The sequence below is a fragment of the Rhizocola hellebori genome (genome assembly GCF_016862955.1).
In the GTDB taxonomy this organism is placed as follows: domain Bacteria; phylum Actinomycetota; class Actinomycetes; order Mycobacteriales; family Micromonosporaceae; genus Rhizocola; species Rhizocola hellebori.
The window spans coordinates 1-23,633 of sequence record NZ_BONY01000040.1; the positions used below are offsets into that span (position 1 = coordinate 1).

A 23,633-nucleotide genomic window follows, 5' to 3' on the forward strand; every position below is an offset into this window, starting at 1 on the left:
CTCCGTTTGGGTAAGGCCTGCGGGCGGGCAACGCCCGCCCGCAGGTGAGTGCAGACAACACCTAGTTGCAGGAGTCGACGCTCCAGTACGAGTGGTCGGTGTGGTTCGGGTCGGCGCGCAGCGACGCGTAGGACCACACGCCCGCGGCCTTGCAGCCGGAGTTGTAGTACTCGCCATACCCGTTGATCACGCTGGAACGGTGGCGCCTGCTGGGCTGCTGGAAGTTCGACCAGACCGTGCCGCCCTGGTTCTGCACACCGTAGTTCCATGTGCCGCCGCCGACGTTCACGACGGTGGCAAGCGCGGGCACTGCCGCCGCCAGCACCATAGCCGCCGCGGCCAGACCGGTGGCGATCGCCTTCTTTGGACTCATGCTCTGCACCTCTCTTTCATGGACAGGTTTGAATTAGATGGCCTTTGTCAGGTCATCAGACGGAAGCCGTACGGCCACCATCACGTTCCGACCTCAAGGGATGTCCTTCCTGTGGCGTCCCCAGCCGAATCCATCGCCGAGGGGAACCTGCGAAGGAGCCGTGCCGACGTGGTCGTGACCGAAGCCGTCAACCCACTTAGCCGGCGTGGCGCGATCAGTGGTGATCGCGACGGTCGCGGTGAGCAGTAGCGCGGAGACAATTAGCCCAAGAAAGCGACGAATAACGATAGATGCGCACACGTCGATTCACCTTCGACTATCGGGTCATGATGGATGTTTGGTGGTTCATCGCGATGCCAAAAGCGTCGCTCGCGGACGGCTCGATTGTCACTAACTCCGAGGTGGCGTGACCCCGCCTGGCGGGGTCACGCCAGCGGCCGAACATGTTCCGGCACAAGGAGATCAGCAGGATTCGACCCAGCTGAGACTCGGGGTCTGCGGATCAGCGACAGTCACGGTAGGGTGGCCGGGTCGACCGATGTGCGACTAGGGTTCCGCCGGCGATAGCCGGGACTGGTCCGAGCGTCGCGACTGCCGCAAGGCAGACACCTTGAAGGACAAAATCCTGGGGGGTTACGTCGGCACGCTTTGCCGTGCCCACGTCTACTCCGAGGTGTTGCCATGCCTGCTGTGCTGTCCGTCCTGTTTGCCCGCCGCGCGTTTCCCGTCGCCTGTAGTTCGCTGATCGCCAGACTGCCCAAGGGCATCACGCCGCTGGGCGTGGTCACCGTGATTCACCAGACCACCGGCTCGTATGCCGTGGCTGGAGTGATCGCCGCCGCGAGCGCGTTCGGTGACGCTTTGTCCACTCCAGCTCAGGGCCGGCTGCTTGACCGGTATGGGCGCGGCCGGGTGCTGCTGCCCTCGGCCGTGCTTTACGCACTCGCGCTCAGCCTGCTGCCAATCTTGGCGATGCGCCACGCCCCGGCCGCCGCGCTGTTCGGTTGCGCCTTGCTCGGGGGCGCCGGATTCCCGCCCATCTCCGGAAGCATGAAGGCGCTGTGGCCGCGACTGGTCGAAAAGGACACCGCAATCGGCACGGCATATGCGGCGGAGTCCCTGATTCAGCAGCTCCTGCTGCTGATCGCGCCATTGTTGGCCACCGCGTTGATGGTATGGGTCGCCCCGGCCGCCGCGCTGTGGACCGCCGCCGCCGCAACGCTTTGCGGCACAACGTCATTCGTCTTCTTTGCCGCACGGATCAATGAAGGGCCAACGCCGCCAAAGCACCACGGCGGCAGCGCGCTGGGTGTCCCGGCGATCCGGGTGCTCCTAGCGGCCACGGTGGTCCAAGGTCTCATCTTCGGCGCGATGCCGGTGGTGTTGCCGGGGCTGGCCGCCCACGCCGATGCGCCCACCATCGGCGGGCTGCTGCTGGCCGCATGGATCAGCGGTGGCGTGATCGGCAGCTTCCGCCGAACCGATGCCGGCTTCCATCAGGCGTTGGCGCGGCTGTCGATCGCCTTGGCCTTGCCTGCGACAGTCGCGGCGGTCACGGATGGATCGCCTATCCCCATGGCGATGACGTTCGCTACGGCGGGCCTGTTTCTCACGCCCGTCGCGGCGGCCAGCTACGTCTTCGTCGACGAGACAGCCCCGCAGGCACACCGGACCGAGGCGTTCGCCTGGCTGTCCACCGCATTAGCCGTTGGCGGCTCGGCCGGTTCCGCGCTGGCCGGGATAGCCGTCGACCGGCTCGGCGCCGTCACGGCGGTCCTGTTGCCCATGCTGGCGGCCGGATCCGCAACGGCGATCGCCGCTCGCCTGCGCCCCGCTATGGGGAGCGCACGCTAGGCTGGCCCGACGTGGGACACAAGCTGGTGATCGTCATGCGCGGCGACCTGGGTATGAGCAAGGGCAAGGTCGCCGCCCAGGCCGCACATGCCGCCGTGGAAGCCGTGCTGCGCCGCCTCGACCACCCAGATTTGCGAACATGGCTGGCGCAGGGCCAACCCAAGGTGGTGCTGCGGGTGGCCGACGAGGAAGCGTTGCAGCAGATCGTTTCGGCCGCTGCCTCGGCCGCGGTGCCGGTCGTGACGATTGCGGACGCGGGCCGTACCCAGCTGAGCGCCGGAACTACGACCTGTTGCGCGGTAGGCCCGGCGGTGAGCAGTGACATAGACCAGATCACGGGCAACCTGCCGCTGCTGTAAGCAATGCCTGGTACAAAGATGCGGTGGAGCAGCCTCAAATTCGCCGGCGGTTTGCCACCCCGGGCGTCGAGCCGGCATTGCCGACAGTGGCAGACGGCGTGGCCTATCTGGGCGACGCGGACGGTCATCTCTGCGCCATCGACACGGCCGATGGCCGGATGCTTTGGCAGACCCGGCACCAACTGCGACACCAGGACGGCTCGGCGGCCCTGTCCTCGGTGGCGGCACTGCCTGCGGTGTCCGGCGATCTGGTGCTGGCCGAAGCCGGGGAACAGATCTTCGCGCACGATCGCGGCACCGGCCAGGTCCGGTGGTCGGTTCCGGAGATCAGCAGCCATCACGGGGTGGTCGTCGGCGATGCGGTTCTCATGCTGCACGGGCTGGAGTCGGCTGCGGCGTATGACCTGTCCACCGGCGGCAGGAGGTGGACCAGTTTGGAGACCACCGCCCAGCTCGAGCACCACTACGGCTTCGGTCTGCTGGCCACGTTTCCGTTGGTCGCCGGCGGCCGGATGTTTCTGACCGAAGGGTTCGAAGGCAACCACACCCATGGCGGCCTGCACGCCTTCGATGTGGAAAGCGGCGCGGTGTTGTGGGGTTTTCACGACACGTTCGTTGAGTGCGAGCATCCTGACTGCGACGGAAATCAGCAGATGGTCGCCCCCAATCATCCGGTTTTCGCGCGGGGCCTGGTCTGGGTGATTCGCGACCGATGGTGTGACGGCGACGGCACGGCAGCCCTGGAACTCATCGGCTTCGATCCGAAGACCGGCAAGGAACAGGTAATCGTGGCCGAGCCGGACGAGGGTGGGATCGGGACGGTCTTCAGCGCGGCTCCGGTCTTCGGCGCCGACCTGATCTACTGCACCCGCGGCAATGCGTTGCACGCGCTGGATCCCGGCTCCGGGCAACTGCGGTGGAGTCGCGAACTTCCCGCATTGGTGGTGGCAACGCCGCTGCTGGCCGAGCAAACCCTGCACCTGGCCACCGAAGGCGGACAGGTGCACGCGATTGACGCTGCCACCGGCGAAACCCGATGGAACCTGACGCTGGACGAGCCCACCAGCTGGTCAGCGGAATCCCCAGGAGAGTACGAGGAAGTAACCGCACCGCTCACCCTGGCCGACGGTGTGCTTTACGTAGCAACGGATAGCGCCATCCTTGCGCTGAGCTGAACCGTGCCTATTGCATCGGGTTGTAGGGCGGGTAGCTCTCCTGGGCCCAGTTCTGGTAGTCGGGGGTGAGGCCGACGACCTTGATGTTTTTGGTGCCCACGGTACGAAACGGCTGCCCGCCGTTGTCGATGGTGACCGTGCCGGTTTTCCCTCCACTGGACCACTCGATATCCACGTACCACTGGCAATCGCAGTCATCGGCGACGCCGTAGATGTGCAGCACCTCAGGGTCGGAGTCGGAGATTTTGAACGGGAACGCCCGAGCCGGGGTACCGTCTCGGCCTGGCAGCGGTTTGGCCGCGGCGTCGGCATGGTCGAGTTTGATGCCGAAGAAGGCGGGGGCGATTCCGCCGCACTCGACGGCGCCGTTGCGGTAGGCCACGCCTTCGGCGGCGCGCCTTGACACCACGTGCACCTTCATCCCTTGCAAGACGGTGGCGACGCCGGAGGTACCTTGCAAAGTCACAATGACGTCGCTGAACACCGCGTCGGGGGCGTTGGCGAAAGCCGGGTCCCCGTCCTTGTTTTGGGCTGGCCGCACGGCAGTCACCATCGAGGGTGGCACCACGTGAAAGCCCGTCGCACCGTTACACGTATCCTCGTTGATCTTCACCACTGTCGTGAATGGAGCAGCCGCGGTGCTTGTTGGCGTCGAAGTGGTGCCTGTTGGTTTGGTGGCGGCCGGCTCGTCGGATTGGAAAAGCTGGATCGTCGTCACCACCAGGCTGATCACCGCGACGATGCCGCCAACGCTGGCCCACCAACCGGCGGAGTGCCACATTGTCTTGGCAGCGGCGGGCTTGCTTTCCGTGATCGGCTCGGCCGGCGCTGGGCTGGGCGCGGTGGGTTCGGTCACCGGTCATCCTCCGTTGATGTATCCGCTGGCGTAGCTTCCCGGGTGGGTTGCGGCGTCCTGCCGCGGCACGGCTTCCCCGCTGCTCCAGGCGAGCGTCAGGTTTCCTGCTCCCCCCAGCCCCACCGTGATCATGGTTGGCACCCACTGTTCTGTCCCACTTGCTCCTCCTCCGCCAACGAGGTAGGTCAGGTCGATATGGGCGCGGCCGCCAGGGGACAGGGTCAGGTCGGCGGGGACAGCCTCATCGCTGGTACGCAATTGGAAAGCAGGCCCGAACATGCGATGGTCCGGCCCGTTCAGGGTGACCGTCGGCAAGCCGGCGAGCAGGCATCCGTGGGCAGATTTGTTGGTCAGCAGCACCGCGACGGTGAACTGGCCCCCGTAGGGGCTCGTCGTGGTCCGCGGGCCATAGCTGAGAGCCAGCTCGTCGGTCCTGCACGCGGTGGCTGGCCCGGCGGCGGGCGGATCCGTTTCGGTCGCCGGCCTGCTCCTGACAAAGAACAACACGATGAGCTCAGCGATCGCCAGCGCCATGACGGCCAGCGACAGCGGCACCCGCACGCGTTTCCAGGTCAGCCGACGAGCGCCTGATCGGCCTGAAGGCTGGGGGTCTTCCAACATCAGCTACCTACCTCGCAGAGGCTATGCCGCAGTCAGGTACATATAGCCATAGATAGCCAAGTTGCATAACCGGCGAATCCGACAGCTTGCGAAACCGCCCGGCCACCCCAGAAAGGATGATCCGACTGCTACCAAAGCAACACGGCTCGAAGCCGACGCGATGGCATGAAAGCGGGCTGTTAGCCTGGGTCGCCAACATGATCACCAACAGGACGCTTGAGGATCCCGATGCGCCGCATTACCCTTCATCTTTCCCTGCTGGCACTGGCGTGCGCTGTCTCCCTGGCGGCGTGCGGCAACGACGGCGACGCCGGATCGACGGCCAACTCACCGGTCACCGGGCCGGGAAAGAACACCAGCGACGAGCCCGAGCTGCCGACGCTGCCCGCGCCTCGTGGCCCGGCCCTGCGGGTCGACGCCAAGTACACCTATAAGGTCCAGGTCCTCGACGCAATGACGACCCTGTCCCTACCCGATAAGCCTCCGCTGGCCGGGACGACAGCGCTGGCCGTGCTGCTGCGCATCGAGGCCGATCCGGCCAACCGCCCGATCGTCGCGCCGGCGCAGGATCTCCAAATCAATTTTCCGAGCTGCATCAGCGACCAGAACCAGTACCTCGCTTGCCAGCTCGACGGTGGAACCAACTTCCTTACCGAGGACCAGATGCGCTTCGGTGCGGAAGCAGCCAAAGGCATCTCAGGCACTTTAGCGGCGAACACCGTGTACTACCGCTGGGCATGGCAGCTCATCTCCGAGAAGGCGGACCTGACCGGCGCTTCCCTGTGCCAGGTCGGTAGCAAGGACAACTGCGTCCCTATCGGCGCGATCCGGCAGGACAGCTGAGCCTGTATCCAAAGAGGACCGTTTCACGCAGGGCCGGCGGTGTCCCTCCACGGCAGCGTGAGGCGCATGAGGACCTCGCCTTCGGGGTCGAGCTCGCCGGTCGGGGTGAACCCGAGCCGCTCATAGAACCCGGCCGGGCCGCCATCGCCGGGCACGTAGCTCGTGAGAAGCTCCTTCGCACCTTCGGGCTCTATGAGCCGGACGATCTGCTGCACGACGGCCAAGCCGTAGCCACGGCCCTGGTGCCTTTCGTCGATGAGCAGCTTCCACAGGAACCACGGCCCGTTGATGTGCGGTGGCTGGGGCACCACGTCCCAGCTCAGCATCACAAACCCGACCGGCTCGTCGCCCGCGTAGACGGCTCGATACCACGGATTACCGTGCGGGTTCTCGGCAGCTTCCCGTATCGAGTAGCGAACCGTAGAGACAAACTGCTCCTGCCCAGGCGCGACCCGCAGGGCGAGGACCGCCTCGCGGTTCTCGTCGGTGATTTCGCGCAGGGTTATCGCCACGCGGCGAGCCTACCTGCGCGCCGCTGTCCTCACGCATTGATTTTTGGGGTACCAGACGAACCCGCTAACGTGACCCATCGTGACCTCCTCGACGACATTGTTGCGAGATTGCCTGTACCGGGCCGGGATGCGCGACATCGTCCTGATCGAGCCCGCGACGGGTGGCCTCGCGGCAGTGGCGGGCACAGCCACCCGCCGGGACGAATCTTCCGTGTTCGCCAAGGCATTCGCCGAGCCCCCGGATGACGATGTCTTCGCCGCGGAGGCCGAAGGGCTTGCCGCGCTTAGTGAGCTCGGCGGCGTGGCGACACCGGAGGTGATCCTGGCGAATAGGGAACTACTGGTGTTGGCGGTGCTGCGGCCCAGGCCGCGTAGCGAGATCTTCTGGGAGCAGCTGGCGCATACCCTCGCCCGGCTGCACCTGAGCACGACCCATCCCCGCTTTGGATGGCACCGCGACAACTGGCTGGGCCGCCGCCGGCAGGCCAACACCTGGGAGGACGACGGGTTCACCTTCTTCGCCCAGCACCGGCTGCTGCGATGGCTCGTCGAGCCGCGCGTCGAGGCGGTGCTCGACGCGGGAGACCGGGTGGCGCTGGAGCGGCTGTGCCACCGGCTGCCCGACCTGTTACCGGACCGGCCGGCGTGCCTGACCCACGGTGACCTGTGGGCACAGAACGTCCTGGCGACCCCGGACGGGCGGCCGGCCCTGATCGACCCGGCCGTGTCCTACATGTGGGCCGAGCTTGACCTCGCCCACCTGTGGTCCGCCTCGCCGCCGCCGGAGGCGCAACGGTTCTTCGACACCTACGCGGAGTTGACTGCCCTCGATGGCGACTGGCGCGCCCGCATGCCGATTATCCAGCTGCGACAGCATCTCGCCGTGATCGCCCAGTTCGACGACGATTGGGGCGCGGCCGACCGGATCCGTGCCGTCCTCGCCCCGTTCCGGACTCGTACCTGACCACAGGGCCCGCCGGCTAAGCCGGGGGTGGGCCGCAAGGCTGGCGCAGCTGGGGTTGTGGCACGGTGGCGTGCCAGCCGTTGCTCGCCGTCACCCGGATGCTCCACGACGGGCTGCCGGACCCGGTGCCTTCAACGGAAAGAGTGGTCTCCAACCGGTTCTGGGCGCTTTCGGCATTTCCGAGGTCGCTCAGGAGGACAACCTTGACCGGGACGTCGGACGTGACGGTGACCGTCAGCTTCAGCCGGTTCGGTATGGCGCTGCTGAGGCACTCCAGGCTTTTGCTCGTGACAGAGAACTGCGGAATCCGGTCCGAGACAGTCTTTGCGGGTGTCGGGGCGGGCTTGGAAGCGGTGACCGTGGGCGCGTTGGGGCTCGGCGACGGTGTGGGCGACGGGGCGGCCGGGGTGGCCGACGCGGCGCTGCTCGGCGATGCCGTTGCGGTGGATGAGGGTGTTCCCAGCCCGGCCCGGACCCCTGCCACGCTCGGCGGTTGCAGCGCGTAGACAGCAGCCGCGGCCACGGCGATGACGGCCACGGCCACGCCTGTCATCTTCAGAGCATCCTGCTTGATCACCCGAGGATTATGGCCATACCTGTGCCTTAGCGGTGCCAGCCGTTCAGCCGCCGTTGGCGGAGAAATGCATGTAGTCCTTCAGCGATCGGTAGTCGCCGCCCCATTTCCAGCCGATCGAGGCGAAGGCCTTCACGACCGGCCCGCCGGGCTGCACCATCCCCGGCTGCGTCCGGGCCCGGTCGAGGTAGCTGGTGGCCAGCTCCGGCAGCACTATTTTGCCTTTGTGGTACGGGTTGTGAAACGGATTGACGTCCACGGCGAGCCCATATGCGTGTTGGGACCACGAGGTCTGGCCGCGAGCCGGGCGGCAAGCGAACACCTCGGTGGTGTTGCTGTCGCCGGTCGGCGGCGCGAAAAGCTGGGCGGCGCTGGAGATGCGCATCCGCTCGATCGGGAAGCCCGCGGCGAACAGCTGACCGAACACGCTGACCAGGCCGTCGGCCGCGCGCGCGTTGACCAGCAGCTCACCGGTATGGGCGCGCCCGTCGAAGCCGCGGAAGCTGACCGTGAGGTAGCGCAGGTCCGCTGCGGCTACCGGGCAATCGCTTGTCCAGCTGGATCGGGCCAGCACGCTGTCCGGCACCTGCTGGATGGTCGAGTGGAAGCGGTCATCGGGCGGTGGTGGCAGGTCGTCCACCGTGATGAGGGAACGGTTGCGCAGCTCGGGCGGAGTGTCCTGGGCGGCGGCGAACCCGTTCGGCCCCACCTCAAGGATTCGGGTTCCCAGCCATCGAGGTGCGGCGGTGGCGTCCCCGATGCGGGTAGCCATCGGGCTTGGGGTCTCGGTGCCCGTCGGCGCGCTGACTTTTGGGTCGGCCGCGACGTCGGTGCAGCCGCCCAGGCCGTGGCCGAGGAACAGCACCGCCACCAGCAAACCAGCCACCCGAGCACCGCGCAGCGCCACCAACTCCACTCACCTGAGGCAGCTAGCACACCCGCCGATCGCGTGAGCGCCTCTGCCAGGCCGCGATGCTATCCGCAGACGGCACCGCGGACAACCGAACCGGGCCCGGTTGGCCCATTCAGCGGCGGTTCAGGGCGGCATCAGAGATCTATGTGACTTTGATTGTGCCGCAACCGAATTGGTTGCGATCCTCAACTCACATGGGAGCGAAGATGCGCACAAGCAAAAAGCTGACCCTGCTTGCCCTCGCGGTTAGCATGACGGCGCTTGTCGGCGCCGTAGCCAGTCCCGCGGCCGCCGAGGATCCGAGATCCGGTCCGGTTGTCCTCACCCGGCTTGCGCCTGACGTGACGATGGAGCAGTTGCATGCCCAGGCCGAGGCGATCCGTGGCGAGCGCCTGCCCGCGCAGGCGTCCCAGCTGACGATCGTGGATGCGCGCCAGGCGCTCTCCCCCGATCAGCTCGCCACGATGGTGGCCGGCAGGCAAGCCGACGGTGCCAGGCGCCTCGGCGACCTTCGTGATCCGTCGCCCGGCGTCACGCTTCAGGATGCCGCCCGGCAGATCGGAGTGGGCGACGTCGTCTGGTGGGAGTGCTATCCGGTTTACGTCATCATCGGCGGCTGGATTTACGTGTACTGGATTTGCCGGCCGCTGGTTCTGCGCGCCTGACAACGACAACGTTCGAGGGGGGCTCCCGCCGGAGCCCCTTTCCCTGCGTAGCGACTAAGTTCGCTGCCCACCTTCTCGTGAGAGCGCTCCCACGTCTATCGTGACAGGTGACGCCGCTTCGACGCGGCGGCGAGGGGGAGCGTGATCTCATGATCGGTTCAAGGCCGACGATCGAGGATGTGGCACGGCTGGCCGGTGTCTCCCGCGCCACTGCGTCCCGAGTGATCAACAATGCGCCGGGGGCCTCCGAGCCATTGCGCAGCCGGGTTCAGCAGGCGGTGGCGCAGTTGGGCTACCAGCCCAACGAAACGGCGCGGGCGCTGGCCTCGGGCCGGCAGCGCACGATCGATCTGATCGCGGCCGACTACCACCCCGACCTGTCCCCGGGCGCTCACCCCTACTACAGCCGGGTGCTGACCGGGGCGATGACCGCGCTGGAGGGCGTCAACGTTCAGCTGCGCATCCACGTGGTGGCGCGCAAGGGGGCAGCCGAACGCATCGACGCCATGGCCGCCGATACCACGGTTGGGGCGATCCTGGCCAACGTCACCCCCGACCTGGCTTCCCGGTTCTACAGCCGGTGCCGCAAGGTGGTGTCGCTGGTGCCCACGGCGGCCTCGGTGCCCGCGGTCGAGGCCGAGAACATCAACGGCGCCTACGCCGCGGTGGAACACCTGCACGGGCTGGGGCGGCGGCGGATCGCGGCGATCCACGGCCCCGGTTTCAACACCTGTGCCATCGATCGGAGGGCCGGATATCAGAAGGCGGTCAACACTTTCGGGCTGAGCGACATCAGCCACGGTGGCGGATTCACCCGCGAGGGCGGGTATGCGGCCGCGCTTGCGTTGCTCACCGAACACCCGGACCTCGACGCCATCTTCGCCACCTGCGACCTGATGGCCGCCGGGGCGATCCAGGCCATCACCAGCACCGGGCGGCGCGTGCCGGAAGACGTGGCGGTCATCGGCTTCGACGACAGCTTCGCCGCCATCTGTACCAACCCGCCGCTGACCACGATGCGCCTGCCGACCGAGGAGATGGCCGCGGCGGCTACCCGGCTGCTGCTGGCCGGCGGCGTCGCCTCCGGGCTGCGGCAGCGTTTCGCCGTTCAGCTCGTGCCGCGGGAAAGCACCGGCCGCGCGCCGAAGTAGCTGGGTCCGATGTGGACTCAGCGCTTGTTCAGCTCGCGGCGCTGGGAGCGCCAGTCCGGCAGATGGCTGTCCATGAAGCCGGTGAAGCCGTCGCCGTGGCCGTCATGGAAATAGTGCGCCATCTCGTGGACCACGATGTATTCCAGGCAGTGTGGCGGTTTGCGGGCCAGCTCCGAGTTGAACGAGATGCGCCGCGTCTGCGGATTGCAGGAACCCCAGCGGGTCTTCATCTGCCGAATGGTCCACTGCGGCACCGTCACCTGCAACCGCTGCTCCCACACGGCGATCAGCGCGATGACGGCCTGCCGCAGCTGCTCGCGTAGCCAGCGCTCCAGCAGGGCCAGCCGGTGCTCCGGCGTGGATCCCGCCTGGACGAAGAGAAGCAGGTGGTCGGCGTCGGCCTCCACCCTTTCCCGGCCGGGTTGCTCGATGACCTGCAGCCGGTGCGCAGCGCCGAACACCACATGCGACTCGCCGCTGACCATCTCGCGGCGGGACTGCCGTTCGACCGTCTGGAAGTGTTCGCGCTGCCGCAAAATCCACGGCAGCCGCTCGATGACGGCGAGGCGGACCTGCTCGTGGCCGAAGCGGGTGGGGGCTGAGACACGTACCTGGCCAAGCGGCGGGTAGACCCCGATGCGCAGATACTTCACCTTCTTGTAAACCACGTCGACATCCACACCGTGGATGATGAGACTGATAGTGCTGGCCTTCATCGTTTCCACTTGGCCATGGGGCGAATCCTCCGGTTTGGTTGGTGGCGTGGGTATGCCGCCCCCACGCTAGCCTGGCCAACCGGATCCACCATGGGCCACCAGGCCTGTTCGATGACGACGACGGGTCGGCCTTGGCCTGGGCTAGTCGAGGTCTTCGGGCTCGGGTGTTCTGGGCTGGGGTACAGGGACCCGGCCGGGCAGCGGTGCCAGGTGTCCGCCCAGATTGTCGCTGTTGACGGTGTCGGCGGGCCGGATCTGATCGGAGTAGACCAGATCTCCGGCGGGCCCGATCACCACGGTGTCGCCGCGGTCGACGGCTTGGCGGATCAGCGTCTGCAGCTCCGCCGGGCTGGCATGGGGATGGTCGATCGCGATTTGCCGCCCGATCTGGTTGTTGTGCAAGTCCATCGCCTCACGCGGGCCGGGGTTGTTCGCGCCCGTCTCGTGGGCGGTGGCGTAGCGCTCGGTGAAGTCTGCGCCGTAAAGCTGGGTCATCCGCGCGTTCCAGTAGGCGTGCCGGTAGGCGTCGGTGTGATCGTCGTTTCCGGCGGTGTGCCCGTGCATCAGCGGCGGGAAGTTCTGCTGCGACACCGTGAAGGCCTCGCCGCGCAGCTGATAGAAGCTGATCAGCTGATCGGCGCTGAGCTCGGTGAGGATGGCGCCTTCCGAGTTGGTCATGCTTCCGCCCAGGCCGAGCAGAGAACGCTCGCTGGCGAACGCCTCACCCGGATTCGGGTCGGCCATGACCTGAAAGTAGTCGAGCGCGCCCACCGGACGGCGCGAGAACGGGTCGCTGGCCGCCTCGCGGACGTCCTCGCGCAGACCCGGGGTCTGGTCGATGATCCGCTGCACGTCGGCGGCACTGGTGAGCAGATCGGGCAGGGCCTGCCGGGCCTGGTTGAGCGCGTCGATCAGGGCTCGCCGGGCATTCTGCTCGGTCTGCAGCGCGTCGCCGTAAGCGCGCATCGCCGTGTTCATCTCGGCGTCGGCCTGCGACCGGATCCGGTCGGTCTTGTCCGAGTCGAAGTATTCGACCAGCCAATCCCAGAAACCGTCGGTGCTGCGCAGGTCTTGCCATTGCCGGATCGGGTCGAAGTTTCCCTTGCCGATCGACTGCAGAAGGTTGCCCAGCCTGCCTTCGGCGGCGATGCCCGGGGTGAGCTGTGTCTTGGCCCTCTCCAGGGCTGTCGCGTAGTCGTTGAGTGCCTGTGCCGACGTGTGAAACGAGCGCTCGATCGCCTCGCAGACCTCGATGGTCTGCCGCATGCGCTCGTCGTAACGCTCCCGGGTGGGCCCTGTCCAATGCACCCGGCCGCCCAGCGAGCGCAGCGCGGGAAGGATCGAGTTGACCAGCCTTTCGACCCGGGTGTGGTCGGCCGCGGAGACCCGCACCGCGGCGGGCACGCTCTGCTCGATGAACTTGACCTCTTGGCGCTGGGCGACAGTCATCTGGTACCCGGCCGAATGGTGATGTTGTTCAAAAGGCTGTTCATGGCGCGCTCGGTGTCGCCGTCGATGCCCCGATAGGCGGCCGAGGTGCGTTTCAGGTGCGACGAAAGCGCCGCCAGCAGGGCCACGGTGTCCTGATACTGGTCGGCGGCGAAGGTGAGGTAGCCGCGCTCCGCCGCGGTCACGTCAGGATGCACGTTGGGCTGCTCCACACCGCGCAGCGCCACCTCGGTGTCGGGACGGCCGGCCTGAAGCCGCGCCGACAACTCGACCAGAATCTCCGCGCTATCGTCCAATGTGGCCGGATCGACGCCGAAGTGATCGGATCCCATGGCTGACAACGCTAACAGGCCAGGGCAACGTCCCCGATCGGGTTTTCCCTGCCGTGCGCCGGTGCTTTCCCTGCTTGCCCTAACCCGGCCACGGCCGCGTGGCCTCCTCCTGTGGGCCCGGCGGCTAAGCCTTGAGGACCGATCATCGGCACCTCAGACGGAGGCACCGCCCCCGCCGCGCCGGTCACCGTAAAGCCATGACCATCTTGCTGTCCGATCCGCGGATATCCGCTGTTGAAGTTCGCGATGTCGACGAGCCCCTTGTCGCCTTGGATCCCGGACTTGGACCAGGCATTGCCTTGGTCCGCCGCGAGTTGGCCACCCGGCTACAGTCCGCGCAGGCGGCTCTGCCGTCGGGGATCCACCTGCTTGTGGTGGAAGGCTACCGCCCGGCACACCGGCAGCAGGCCATCATCGAGCGTTACTCGGCCGAGATCCGTGCCGCCCGGCCCGGCATCGGCGAGCCGGAGCTGCACGTGCTCACCAGCCGGTTCGTCGCACCGCTCGCGGTGGCGCCGCATGTGGCGGGCGCGGCGGTGGATGTGACGCTGGTCGACGACCGCGGGCGCGAACTCGACCTGGGCACCGCGATCGACGCCACTCCCGAGGAGTCCGGCGGCCGCTGCTACTTCGCCGCCAACGAGATCAGCCGCGAGGCACGGGCCAACCGCGATCTGCTGGCCCGCGTGCTGTGCCGGGAAGGGCTGGTCAACTATCCCACCGAGTGGTGGCACTACTCCTACGGCGACCGCTACTGGGCCCTGGCCACCGGTGCCGAGGCCGCGCTTTACGGCCCGGTGTCGCGGTGAACCTGTTGGCGCTGCGGCCGCGGGCGACCCTGCAGGTCGATCTGGGTGCGGTCACCGCCAACGTGCGCACCATCAAGGCCCGTACCGCAGGCGAGCTGATGGCCGTGGTCAAAGCCGACGGTTTCGGCCATGGCCAGGTCGACGTCGCGCGGGCCGCTCTCGCCGGCGGCGCCACCCGCTTGGGAGTCACCAGCATCGAGGAGGCCCGGCCGCTGCGCGAAGCGGGCCTGGCCCAGCAGATCCTGAGCTGGCTCAACCCGCTGGGCGCCGACTTCGCCGCGGCGGTGAGGCTCAACGTCGAGCTGGGCGTGCCCGGCCTGGACCACCTGCACACGATCGCCCGGCAAGCTCCCGGGGCTCGCATCCACCTGCAACTGGACACCGGCCTGGGCCGCGACGGCGCTGAACCCGTGCAATGGGACAGGCTCTGCCGTGCCGCCCGGCAGGCCGAGCGGGACGGCCTGGTGACCGTTGCCGGAATCATGGGCCACCTGCCCTGCGCCGGCCAGCCCGGCCATGCCGCGAATGCGTTGGGCCGTAACCGTTTCGCGTGGGGTGTGCGGGTGGCGCGGGCGGCGGGGCTGCGCCCGGCCGATCACCATCTCGCCGCGACGGCCGCCACCCTCAGCGATCCGCTGTCGCACCACACCATGAGCCGCATCGGTGCCGGACTGGTGGGAATCGACGAGTCGGGCACGGTCGCGCTGCGGCCCGCCCTGAGACTGACCGCTCCACTGGTGACCATCCGCAGCGTGCCGGCCGGCACCGCGGTGGGCTATGGACACACCTGGACGGCCAGGCGAGCCACCAGGCTGGGCCTGATCCCGGTCGGCTACGCCGACGGCCTTCCCCGGCTGGCCTCGGGCCGGGCCGAGGTGTGGGTGGGCGGTGCGCGCCGCCCGGTGGCCGGCCGGATCTCCATGGACATGACCGTCATCGATCTGGGCCCGGATACCGCGGTGTCCGTGGGCGACTGCGTCACCGTCTTTGGGCCGGGCGAGGACGGCGAGCCGACCACGGCGCAATGGGCTGGCTGGGCGCAAACCCTGGAACACGAGATCGTCACGGGCCTCAGCGCCCGGCTGCACCGAAGGAGCACCCGATGACCCCCATTCGCGTCGCCGTGATTGGCGGTGGCCGCAACTGCGAACACGACGTGTCCCTCGCCTCGGCCGCCGCGGTGGCCGAAACGCTAGAACAGACCGGATACCAAGCTGTTCGCCTCACCATCGATCCCGCCGGGTGCTGGCGCGATCCGCAGGACCGCCCGATCGGCCTGGCGGAAGCGGTTGAGGTGCTGCGTTCCTGTGCGGTGGCTTTCCCTGTGCTGCACGGTCCGCGCGGCGAGGACGGCACGCTGGCGGCGTTGTGCGATCTGGCTGATGTGCCGTGGGTGGGATCGCCGCTGGGCGCCGGCGCGCTGGCGATGGACAAGTGGGTCACCAAGCTTGTCGCCGGTGCGCTGGGCATCGCCACCGCGCCGGCCCGGGTGCTCACCCGCGCCAGCGCGCGCCTGCTCACCTACACGCATCCCGTGGTGGTCAAGCCGGTCGCCGCCGGGTCCAGCCACGGGGTCACCCTGGTGCGCGAGGCGGCCGGGTTTGGCCCGGCTCTGGACGCCGCGTTCGCCCATGACGACCGGATTCTGGTGGAGGATCTCGTGACCGGCCGGGAGATCGACGTGGCGGTGCTGGGCCGCCCCGACGGGTCGCGGGTGGTGGCACCCCCGCTGGAAATCGTCGTGCCCGAGGCCGGAATCTTCGACCACGCCGCCAAATACGGTGGCTCGCCGGGCTTTCTCATCCCGGCCCCGCTGGACGACGTGGCCCGCAAGGATCTCGAGCAGGCCGCGGTGAGCATGTATGACGCCCTGGGCTGCGCCGGGGTGGCCCGGGTCGACTTCTTCCTGACCGGGCAAGGCCCGGTGCTCAACGAGGTGAACACGACGCCCGGCTTGTCGGCGCGGTCGCAGGTACCCAGAATGTTTGCTGCGACCGGAATGTCCTTTGATGCTCTGCTTGATCTGTTGGTACGCGACGCGCTCCCGGCCTGAACCAGCATGGCGATCGTCACCTGCGTTGCAGGTCAAGCCCGACGGATGGTTGTCTTGCGATGACACCCCCCACCCACCTGGATGACCGGATGAGCGAAACGGGCTGGCGCCCATGGTTACCCGAGACGATCGCGGCTCTCATCGTGCTCGTGGTCGGCTTCGTCGAGGCCGTGCCGACCTGGCTGATGACCAATGGCCAGATGGAAGGCTTCGTCCAGGCGCTGGTCGTCGCGTTCGCGGTCGGGATGTGCCGCCGGGCGCCCGGCGCGGCGCTCGCACTGGTGTGGGGCCTGGGCCTGTTCCACGTGTGGTTCGGTGCGCCGATCATGCTGATCGAGTTCGCCTTGACGGCCGTGTTCTTCGGCGGCGCGCGGTGGGGCCAGCGGCCGACCGTGATAACCAGCGCGCTTTCCGTGCCGCTGGCCGTGGTCGTGGCGTTCGTCTTGCACCAGGGCCGGGTGGTCAGCCTGCACCTGCTGCTGGGCGGATCGGTTCCAGGCGGAGTCTTCCCCGAGTCGCCGACCGTGCAGCTGACCCTTTCTCTGATCGGGTTGCTGGTGGTCGCCGCGGCCTGGCCGGCCGGGCTGGTTATGCGATTCTTCGACCGGGCGAGCACCTCGCAGACCTCGATGCTGGCGGCGCAGGAGGCCGCCGCCGGGGCCTGGCGCGAGACCGAACATGCGCGTGAAATCGCGCAGATGCGCGATCAGCAGACCCGGCTGGCCCGTGACGTCCACGATGTCGTCGGCCATTCGCTGGCGGTGATCCTGGCGCAGGCCGAGTCGGGGCAGTACCTGGACGACAGCGCGAAGCTGAAGAAGACCCTGCAGACGATCGCCACCTCGGCGCGCTCGTCGTTGCAGGACGTGCGCCATGTGCTCTCCTCGACCCAGCACACGACCACGGGGCCGAGCGACGCGAGCTGGTTCGACGGTCTGATCGCCGGGGTGCGCGGCAGCGGGCACGAGGTGGTCGCGACCGAGCTGGGGACCCCATGCCAGCTGCCGCGGGAGGCCACCGCGGTGGCCTATCGGGTCTTCCAGGAGATGCTCACCAACGCCATCAAGCACGGCCGGCGCGACCAGCCGATCGTGGCCGAGCGGCACTGGCCGACGGCGCAACCGGCAGACACCTTGCGCATCGAAGTGACCAACGTGTCCGAGGCCTCCGGCCACGACGGCTCCGGCCCGGGCCGTGGTCTGGACGGCATGCGCCGCCGGCTCGAGGCGATCGGCGGCCACCTCGACGTGCGCCGCCGCGAGCAACAGTCCGGCACCGCCTTCACCGTGACCGCCTTCGTTCCGGTACGGGACGCCGCCTGATGAGCGACGAGATCACCGTGCTGCTCGTCGACGATCAGGAGCTTTTCCGGGAGGGGGTAAGGGTCATCGTCGATGCGCAGGAAGGCATGCGCGTGGTCGGCGCGGCCGGCGACGGGATGGAGGCGATCCGCCTGGTCGACGAGTTACACCCGGACGTTGTCCTGATGGACATCCGGATGCCGCAGATGGACGGCGTCGAGGCGTCCCGGCAGATCTTCGCGCCCGAGCGGGCGGCCCGGCGGCCCAAACCCGTCCGTGTGATCGTGCTGACCACCTTCAACCTCGACGACCGGGCCGCCACCGCGATCCGCCACGGGGCAAGCGGCTTCCTGCTCAAGGACACCACGCCGCTGATGCTGCGCGACGCTATCCGCACCGTGCACGGCGGCAACGCCGTCCTCGCCCCGCAGGACCTGGCCACCTTGCTGGACAGGCAGTTCCAGGCGCAGGCGGCGCCGCCGGCCGCGTTCGGAGGGCTCACCGACAAGGAACGCGAGGTGTTCACCGCGGTCGCCCGCGGCTTGTCCAATGCGGAGATCGCCGGCACCGTGTTCGCCAGCGAGTCGACGGTCAAAACCCATGTGGGCGCGATCCTGCGCAAGCTGGCGCTGCGCGACCGGGTACAGATAGTCGTGTTCGCCCACGAACACGGCCTGGTTTAGAGCGCCGTCAGTCGAAGGCGGGCCGCTGGTCGCGGGTGCGTTTGATCTCGTAGAAGCCTGGCGTCGCGGCGACGAGCATGACCCCGTCGTAGAGCAGCCCGGCCGCTTCGGCTTTCGGGGCGGGGGTGACGACCGGGCCGAAGAAGGCGACCGGTGCTCCGTCCGGGCCGGTCGCGTGGATGACCGGGGTTCCCACGTCGGTGCCGACCGGGCGCATTCCCCGCTCGTGACTCTCGCGCAGCTGCTGGTCGTAGTCGCTGCTCTGGGCGGCGTCGGCCAGCGCGGGGTCCAGGCCGACCTCGGTCAGCGCCGCGACGAAGAGGTCATGGCCGATCTCTTGCCCGCCCGGGTGGATCCTGGTGCCGAGAGCTGTGTAGAGATCGCGCAGGACTGGTTCCCCGGCCTTCTCGGCGGCGGCCATACAGACCCGGACCGGGCCCCACGCCTTCTCCATCAACTGCGCGTACCTTTCGGGCAACTCGCGCCCTTCGTTGAGGACGGCAAGGCTCATCACATGGAAGTCGACTCGTACCGGCCGCACCTTCTCGACCTCGAGCAGCCAGCGTGAGGTCAGCCATGCCCACGGACAGGTCGGGTCGAACCACATATCAAGCGTGTCACTCATGGTCACGTAGTTTAACCTTCAACCACTTGATCCGCCCGTTGTCGGTTTCCGGTCTGCGGGTATCAGCCGGTTCGACGGCGCGCTCCTGCCAATAATGGCCAAGCACCTTGGCCCGAGGCAAAGGAGCGACGATGTCTTATCCCATGCAGACCAACACCATTCCCTCCCAGGGCGTGCCGTGGTTCGTGCCGACGGGGAACCGGCGGGCGGACCTCCAGACGGTGATGGAGCTCATCATCGAGGCATATGACAGCGACAGCGATCTGATGGACGGGCAGGCCCAGTTCAGCAGCGCGACGCTCACCGGTGTGGGCAAGGCGTTCATGATGGGGCCGCAAAACTTCCCCTCGGTGTCCGCCTTCGTCAACATGTGCGTGCAGCTGAGTAACCTGAACACCGACCCACCGGACACCCTGGCCGACCTGTACTGCCGGTGGAAGGCCGACAGCATGGCCGAGGATTTGCCCAAGCTGCCAACGATCGAGGAGAAAGAATTCCGTTCCGAGTTGCGCAGGCTCAGGATTCGTCGCACCTGCAAGCTCACCGCCCTCGACACGGTGTGCATCTTCAAGAACGCCGCGGTCTGGACCGACGGGCTCGGTGCACATATTGTCGTCGGCTTCACCGCGAAGTCGCTGACGCAGGACCACTACACGATTCTGATCCGGGTCTCGGACATGCAAGCAACCGGCGAGCAGATCATGCAGAAGCTGTGGGCGGTGTGCGACGGGCAAGCGGCGCCGAAGCTCAGCGAGCTGGTGGAGGTGTCCTACTTCGCCGTCGGCGGCAGCCCCAAAGGCGATTCCATCAGCCTGTCGTGCCAGGTGCTGGTCCAGCTGGGCAAGCCGCAGCTGAAGGTGCTGGGCACGTGGCTGACCGACGATATCCACGCCGACGCCAAGCACAAGGCGATCGCGATTCTGGCCGACGGCCAGATGTGCTGCACGCAGTACGAGGCCAACGGGTTCGCCGCCTTCCGCACGAAGATGGAGCTGTTGCCGCTGAGCGCCCCCGATTTCTTCGGCTCCGTCGTTACGGAACTGAAGCTGCCGTCGGTGGTGTGCCACGCCGGGGCCGTGCAGCTCTTGCAGGGCCAAGGTCTGGTGGTAACCGGAATCCAGGACTGTGTCGTGGTCGGGGTGCGAGGGCTGCACCACAACGTCATTGAAGGCGCCATCGTGTGCGGCGGCAGTGACACCGGTACCGATTGCGGCGAGGACCTGCTGGACTCGCTACTGGCCATCTTCGACGGGACGCGGGCTCCGCTCCTGACCGATATGACCTACGTCAAATTCTTCTTCTACGGCGGACATTACGGCGGCCGAGGCGTAACCCTCAGGCTGGAGCTGCTTTGCGAATTCTACGAGCGGGGCCTGGACCTGCTCGGGATGCTTATGCTGCTGCACAGTTCCGATGCCGATCTGGTCAAGGCGCTGGTGATCAAGCCGAACGGGGTGGTGGTCGGCACGGGCTATCCGCCGGATCAGGAACGCGAGACGCTGGGAGGAATCACCCTGCTCGACATCGAGCAGCTGCGCGGATCGGCGAAGGTCTGCGGCTACTACGAGGTGGGCAAGGACTTCAACGACTTCGAGTACAACGTGGCTCAGTGCATGCCCGACGACGGCATCTGGACCGACCACATGGGACCGTGTGTCACTATCGGGTTCACCGGTGTGTATCCCCAGACCGGCAAGCGATGTAACGCGCTGCTGCACAGCCTCGACCCCGATGCCCGCGGTGGGATCATCATCAAGGCGCTGCAGAGCCTGCCGGACTATCACAAGCTGGTCAACGTGGGGTTCTTCATCGTCGGCGGATCCCCGGACAACGCTGATTCGATGACGAAGATCGCCAGCGTGGTGCAGGAGCTCAATAGGCTCGGGTTGCCGCTGATCGGCAACTGGCCGACCATCAGCGAGGAGCACGCCGGCAGGGCCAAGGCCGTGATGATTACCAAGGATGGCAGGCTTTTCGGCTCGATTTACCAGCCGAAGAATTGAACCGGCCGGCCCGGCGCGCGCCACGCGCCGGGCCGACAGGTCAGGCCGGCCGGGCGGTGAGCCGCGGCCGCAGTTGGGCACCGGCGGGGGAACGCCGCCGCAGCGCCAGCTTGATGAGTTCCTCCACCACCACCAGCGACAGCGCCAGACCGACGCAGACGGCCCACATCGTCAGGCTCAGCTCGGTGGTGCTGAAGATGCGCCGCAGCGGCTCCAGCAGTGTCACAGCCACGATCGCCACCAGCGCGAAGCCGTAGCGGCGCAGCTGTGTCGCGGCCGGGATCGCCGACCGGTCGAAGATGGTGTTGACCTGATCGCGCGACAGCAACCCGGCGACCAGATGAAACAGCGACAGTGTGGTCAGCAGCATGGTTCCCGCGATCGCTGAATCGAAACGCCCATGCCCTATCTGGTACGCCGCCAAAGCCCCGACGGTCATGACGAAACCCTGAACACACAACCGAATCCAGTTGGCCCGCGACAGCACCGGCGCCCCCTGCGGGCGGGGCGGCCTTTGCATCAGGCCGGCACTGGGCCGGTCGAACCCGAGCGCGATCGCGATCGGGATGTCGATGACCATGTTCAGCCACAGGATCTGCAACGGATCCAGCGGGGTACCGGCGGCGATGTTGAAAATGCCCGCGCCCAGGAACACCGCGATGTAAGCCACCAGCGTCGACATCTGGAACCGAAGGTATTTCAGCAGATTGTCGTAGAGCCCGCGGCCGTACTCGACGGCTTTGACGATGGTGGCGAAGTTGTCGTCGGTCAGGATCATCACCGCTGCCTCCTTGGAGACCTCGGTGCCGGTGATGCCCATCGCCACGCCGATGTCGGCCGCCTTCAAGGCTGGCGCGTCGTTGACGCCGTCGCCGGTCATCGACACGATGTTGCCGCTCTGCTTGAGCAGCCTCACCAGGCGCAGCTTGTCCTCCGGCGCGACGCGGGCGATCACGCCGATGCGCGGCAGGCGGCGCAGCAGCTCCTCGTCGCTCATGTTCGCGAACTCGGTACCCGTGATCGCTTCGCCTTCGATGCCAAGCTCTTTCGCGATCGCGGCCGCGGTGGTGGCATGATCGCCGGTGATCATCCGGACCTGGATGCCGGCCTCCTTACACTCGGCGATCGCCGCCTTCGCCTCCGGGCGCGGCGGGTCGACGATGCCCACCATCGCCAGCAGCGTCAGCTCCTGCACCTGCTCGATGAGTTTGCCCTGCGGGTCAAAGGCCGCCGGGTCGAAGTCGCGCTGGGCCACCACCATCACCCGTTCCCCGGCGGCGGCGATGCGGTCGTTGGCCTCCAGCGCCAAGCCCCGGTTGGCGTCGGTGATCGGCTCGATGGTGCCGTCGGGCTTGCGGTAGGACGAACCGCGCGAGATCAGCACATCCGGCGCACCCTTGACGTAGCAACGGATGACGCCGTCCATCTGATGAAAAGTCGCCATGAACTTGTAGTCGGAGTCGAAGGGGACCTCGGCTATGCGGGGATAGGTCCGGCGCGTCTCATCGATGTCCAGGCCGCCCTTGGCCGCCAGCACGATGAGCGCGCCTTCGGTCGGATCGCCGATCAGATTCTCGCCGTCCAGAACAGCGTCCGCGCACAGCGCCATCGGCAGCAGGTACGGGTCCAGGTCGATGCGCTCGCCGCCCACGTGTTTGATGTCGCCGGCGATGCCGTAACCCTCCCCGGTGACCGCGAACCGGTGCTGCCCCGGCAGCGACAGCTCGCGGGCCGTCATCTTGTTCAGCGTCAGGGTGCCCGTCTTGTCCGAGCAGATCATCGAGGTGGAACCCAGCGTCTCCACCGCAGGCAGCCGTTTGACGATCGCGTTGCGCTCAGCGATCTCCCGTGTGCCGATCGACAGCAGCGCGGTCACCACGGCCGGCAGACCGGTCGGGATCGCGGCCACGGCCAGCGCCACACCGGTGATGAACAACGAGTTGAAGGTTTGCCCGCGGGCCAGGCCGATGAGCACGACCAGTGCCAGCGCGATGCCCGCGATCGCGGCGATGATCTTCGATAGCCCGTCGAGTTGCTTCTGCAGCGGGGTTTTGTCGGTTTGGGTTCCGGCCAGCAGATGGGCGATGTGGCCGATCTCGGTGCCCATCCCGGTGGCCGTCACTATCATCTCGCCGCGCCCACGCGTCACCGACGTGTTCATGTAGGCCATACAGGTGCGGTCGCCCAGCGGAACCTGGTCGCCGGGGACAGCCGCGATGGACTTGCCGACCGGGAGGCTTTCACCGGTCAGCGCCGCCTCCTCGATCTCCAGCGTCGCCGCGACGATGATGCGGCCGTCGGCGGGGACGCGGTTGCCCGCCTCCATCAACACGACGTCGCCCTGCACGAGTTCCTCGGCGTCTATCTCGACCGCCTGGCCGTCGCGGCGTACCCGGGCAACGGTTTTGAGCATCTGAGCCAGCGCCCGCACGCTCTCTTCGGCCTTGGCCTCCTGCCGCAGGCCAATGACGGCGTTGAAAATCGTCAGACCGGCCAGTACCAGCGAGGTGGCGATGTCCTTGGTGACGATCAGGTTGATGACCGCCGCGGCCAGCAGGATTATTTGCATGAAGTCGCGGTACTGGCGCAGGAACGCCGCGACCGCCGACTCCTTCTTCCCACTCGCCAGCCGGTTCGGGCCGTGCGACGCCAACCGCTGCTGCGCCTCGGCCGCGCTCAGCCCGGCGTCGGCCCGCACCCCCAGCGAGTCGGCCACCTCTTGCGCATCTTGGGCGTACCACGTGGCAGCCTCGGCCTGTTCGACCTGTGTCACGTGCCATCCCCCATCGGCTCGCGCGAAAG

General features: G+C 67.4%; 24 protein-coding genes. 13 read left to right on the forward strand and 11 right to left on the reverse strand.

Features of this window, described 5'->3' with window-relative positions; all coding sequences use genetic code 11:
• Nucleotides 1–61 precede the first annotated feature (61 nt).
• Entirely contained in the window at nt 62–373 is a 312-nt protein-coding gene (locus Rhe02_RS28730; protein WP_203911516.1) for a lactococcin 972 family bacteriocin, read from the reverse strand.
• A gap of 681 nt (nt 374–1,054) precedes the next feature.
• Here Rhe02_RS28730 and Rhe02_RS28735 point away from each other — a divergent pair.
• The 3 genes from Rhe02_RS28735 to Rhe02_RS28745 are packed head-to-tail and all read left to right on the forward strand — an operon-like array spanning nt 1,055 to nt 3,761.
• Complete coding sequence (locus Rhe02_RS28735; protein WP_203911517.1) at nt 1,055–2,227, forward strand: MFS transporter; 1,173 nt, start codon at nt 1,055–1,057, stop codon at nt 2,225–2,227.
• Nucleotides 2,228–2,238: 11 nt separating this feature from the next.
• Nucleotides 2,239–2,586, forward strand: coding sequence for a peptidyl-tRNA hydrolase Pth2 (gene pth2 / locus Rhe02_RS28740; RefSeq protein ID WP_239124107.1), 348 nt, complete (start codon nt 2,239–2,241; stop codon nt 2,584–2,586).
• Between the two features lie 23 nt (nt 2,587–2,609).
• Complete coding sequence (locus Rhe02_RS28745) at nt 2,610–3,761, forward strand: outer membrane protein assembly factor BamB family protein (RefSeq protein ID WP_203911518.1); 1,152 nt, start codon at nt 2,610–2,612, stop codon at nt 3,759–3,761.
• A 7-nt stretch (nt 3,762–3,768) separates the two neighbouring features.
• Here Rhe02_RS28745 and Rhe02_RS28750 read toward each other — a convergent pair whose 3' ends face one another.
• Both Rhe02_RS28750 and Rhe02_RS28755 read right to left on the reverse strand, forming a co-directional pair.
• Nucleotides 3,769–4,617, reverse strand: coding sequence for a hypothetical protein (locus Rhe02_RS28750; protein ID WP_203911519.1), 849 nt, complete (start codon nt 4,615–4,617; stop codon nt 3,769–3,771).
• A gap of 3 nt (nt 4,618–4,620) precedes the next feature.
• Nucleotides 4,621–5,238 (reverse strand): DUF4232 domain-containing protein, encoded by a 618-nt coding sequence (locus Rhe02_RS28755; protein WP_203911520.1) that lies wholly within the window; start codon nt 5,236–5,238, stop codon nt 4,621–4,623.
• A 228-nt stretch (nt 5,239–5,466) separates the two neighbouring features.
• On the opposite strand from Rhe02_RS28755, the gene Rhe02_RS28760 reads away from it, so the two are divergent.
• A complete protein-coding gene (locus Rhe02_RS28760; protein ID WP_203911521.1) occupies nt 5,467–6,081 on the forward strand; it encodes a hypothetical protein in 615 nt (204 codons plus the stop codon).
• A gap of 23 nt (nt 6,082–6,104) precedes the next feature.
• Here Rhe02_RS28760 and Rhe02_RS28765 read toward each other — a convergent pair whose 3' ends face one another.
• Nucleotides 6,105–6,593 carry a GNAT family N-acetyltransferase gene (locus tag Rhe02_RS28765; protein ID WP_239124108.1) on the reverse strand — a complete coding sequence of 163 codons (489 nt, stop codon included), beginning with the start codon at nt 6,591–6,593 and terminating at the stop codon, nt 6,105–6,107.
• Nucleotides 6,594–6,672: 79 nt separating this feature from the next.
• On the opposite strand from Rhe02_RS28765, the gene Rhe02_RS28770 reads away from it, so the two are divergent.
• Nucleotides 6,673–7,557, forward strand: coding sequence for a fructosamine kinase family protein (locus Rhe02_RS28770; protein WP_239124109.1), 885 nt, complete (start codon nt 6,673–6,675; stop codon nt 7,555–7,557).
• A gap of 16 nt (nt 7,558–7,573) precedes the next feature.
• Here Rhe02_RS28770 and Rhe02_RS28775 read toward each other — a convergent pair whose 3' ends face one another.
• A complete protein-coding gene (locus Rhe02_RS28775; protein WP_203911522.1) occupies nt 7,574–8,134 on the reverse strand; it encodes a hypothetical protein in 561 nt (186 codons plus the stop codon).
• Nucleotides 8,135–8,177: 43 nt separating this feature from the next.
• Nucleotides 8,178–9,047, reverse strand: a complete 870-nt coding sequence (locus Rhe02_RS28780; RefSeq protein WP_239124110.1) for a M15 family metallopeptidase — start codon at nt 9,045–9,047, stop codon at nt 8,178–8,180.
• Nucleotides 9,048–9,250: 203 nt separating this feature from the next.
• On the opposite strand from Rhe02_RS28780, the gene Rhe02_RS28785 reads away from it, so the two are divergent.
• Together Rhe02_RS28785 and Rhe02_RS28790 are read left to right on the forward strand one after the other, a co-directional pair.
• Nucleotides 9,251–9,709, forward strand: coding sequence for a hypothetical protein (locus Rhe02_RS28785; protein WP_203911523.1), 459 nt, complete (start codon nt 9,251–9,253; stop codon nt 9,707–9,709).
• A gap of 149 nt (nt 9,710–9,858) precedes the next feature.
• Nucleotides 9,859–10,860 carry a LacI family DNA-binding transcriptional regulator gene (locus tag Rhe02_RS28790; RefSeq protein WP_203911524.1) on the forward strand — a complete coding sequence of 334 codons (1,002 nt, stop codon included), beginning with the start codon at nt 9,859–9,861 and terminating at the stop codon, nt 10,858–10,860.
• 17 nt (nt 10,861–10,877) lie between these two features.
• Here Rhe02_RS28790 and Rhe02_RS28795 read toward each other — a convergent pair whose 3' ends face one another.
• The 3 genes from Rhe02_RS28795 to Rhe02_RS28805 all read right to left on the reverse strand — a co-directional run bounded on the left by Rhe02_RS28795 (nt 10,878) and on the right by Rhe02_RS28805 (nt 13,357).
• The gene (locus Rhe02_RS28795) at nt 10,878–11,576 is read right to left on the reverse strand and encodes a M48 family metallopeptidase (RefSeq protein ID WP_203911525.1); all 699 of its coding nucleotides are present in this window, start codon (nt 11,574–11,576) and stop codon (nt 10,878–10,880) included.
• Between the two features lie 141 nt (nt 11,577–11,717).
• Complete coding sequence (locus Rhe02_RS28800) at nt 11,718–13,025, reverse strand: DUF6973 domain-containing protein (protein ID WP_203911526.1); 1,308 nt, start codon at nt 13,023–13,025, stop codon at nt 11,718–11,720.
• Nucleotides 13,022–13,357, reverse strand: coding sequence for a hypothetical protein (locus Rhe02_RS28805; protein WP_203911527.1), 336 nt, complete (start codon nt 13,355–13,357; stop codon nt 13,022–13,024). Before Rhe02_RS28805 ends, Rhe02_RS28800 begins: the two co-directional genes overlap by 4 nt.
• Before the next feature lie 197 nt (nt 13,358–13,554).
• Between Rhe02_RS28805 and Rhe02_RS28810 the strand changes: the two genes are divergently transcribed.
• Genes Rhe02_RS28810 through Rhe02_RS28830 form a run of 5 tightly spaced genes read left to right on the forward strand, consistent with a single transcriptional unit; the run spans nt 13,555 to nt 18,203 of the window.
• Nucleotides 13,555–14,166 carry a M15 family metallopeptidase gene (locus Rhe02_RS28810; RefSeq protein ID WP_203911528.1) on the forward strand — a complete coding sequence of 204 codons (612 nt, stop codon included), beginning with the start codon at nt 13,555–13,557 and terminating at the stop codon, nt 14,164–14,166.
• Nucleotides 14,163–15,272 (forward strand): alanine racemase, encoded by a 1,110-nt coding sequence (gene alr, locus Rhe02_RS28815; RefSeq protein WP_203911529.1) that lies wholly within the window; start codon nt 14,163–14,165, stop codon nt 15,270–15,272. The genes Rhe02_RS28810 and alr overlap by 4 nt, the downstream gene beginning before the upstream one ends.
• The gene (locus Rhe02_RS28820; RefSeq protein ID WP_203911530.1) at nt 15,269–16,219 is read left to right on the forward strand and encodes a D-alanine--D-alanine ligase family protein; all 951 of its coding nucleotides are present in this window, start codon (nt 15,269–15,271) and stop codon (nt 16,217–16,219) included. Before alr ends, Rhe02_RS28820 begins: the two co-directional genes overlap by 4 nt.
• Before the next feature lie 59 nt (nt 16,220–16,278).
• Nucleotides 16,279–17,541: a sensor histidine kinase gene (locus Rhe02_RS28825; RefSeq protein ID WP_203911531.1), complete on the forward strand. Its 1,263-nt coding sequence runs from the start codon at nt 16,279–16,281 to the stop codon at nt 17,539–17,541.
• Nucleotides 17,541–18,203: a response regulator gene (locus tag Rhe02_RS28830; RefSeq protein WP_203911532.1), complete on the forward strand. Its 663-nt coding sequence runs from the start codon at nt 17,541–17,543 to the stop codon at nt 18,201–18,203. The genes Rhe02_RS28825 and Rhe02_RS28830 overlap by 1 nt, the downstream gene beginning before the upstream one ends.
• Nucleotides 18,204–18,210: 7 nt before the next feature.
• Here Rhe02_RS28830 and Rhe02_RS28835 read toward each other — a convergent pair whose 3' ends face one another.
• Nucleotides 18,211–18,828: a mycothiol-dependent nitroreductase Rv2466c family protein gene (locus tag Rhe02_RS28835; protein ID WP_203911533.1), complete on the reverse strand. Its 618-nt coding sequence runs from the start codon at nt 18,826–18,828 to the stop codon at nt 18,211–18,213.
• A 131-nt stretch (nt 18,829–18,959) separates the two neighbouring features.
• Between Rhe02_RS28835 and Rhe02_RS28840 the strand changes: the two genes are divergently transcribed.
• Entirely contained in the window at nt 18,960–20,831 is a 1,872-nt protein-coding gene (locus Rhe02_RS28840) for a hypothetical protein (protein ID WP_203911534.1), read from the forward strand.
• Between the two features lie 40 nt (nt 20,832–20,871).
• On the opposite strand, the gene Rhe02_RS28845 is transcribed toward Rhe02_RS28840, so the two are convergent.
• The gene (locus Rhe02_RS28845; protein WP_203911535.1) at nt 20,872–23,604 is read right to left on the reverse strand and encodes a cation-translocating P-type ATPase; all 2,733 of its coding nucleotides are present in this window, start codon (nt 23,602–23,604) and stop codon (nt 20,872–20,874) included.
• Nucleotides 23,605–23,633 lie beyond the last annotated feature (29 nt).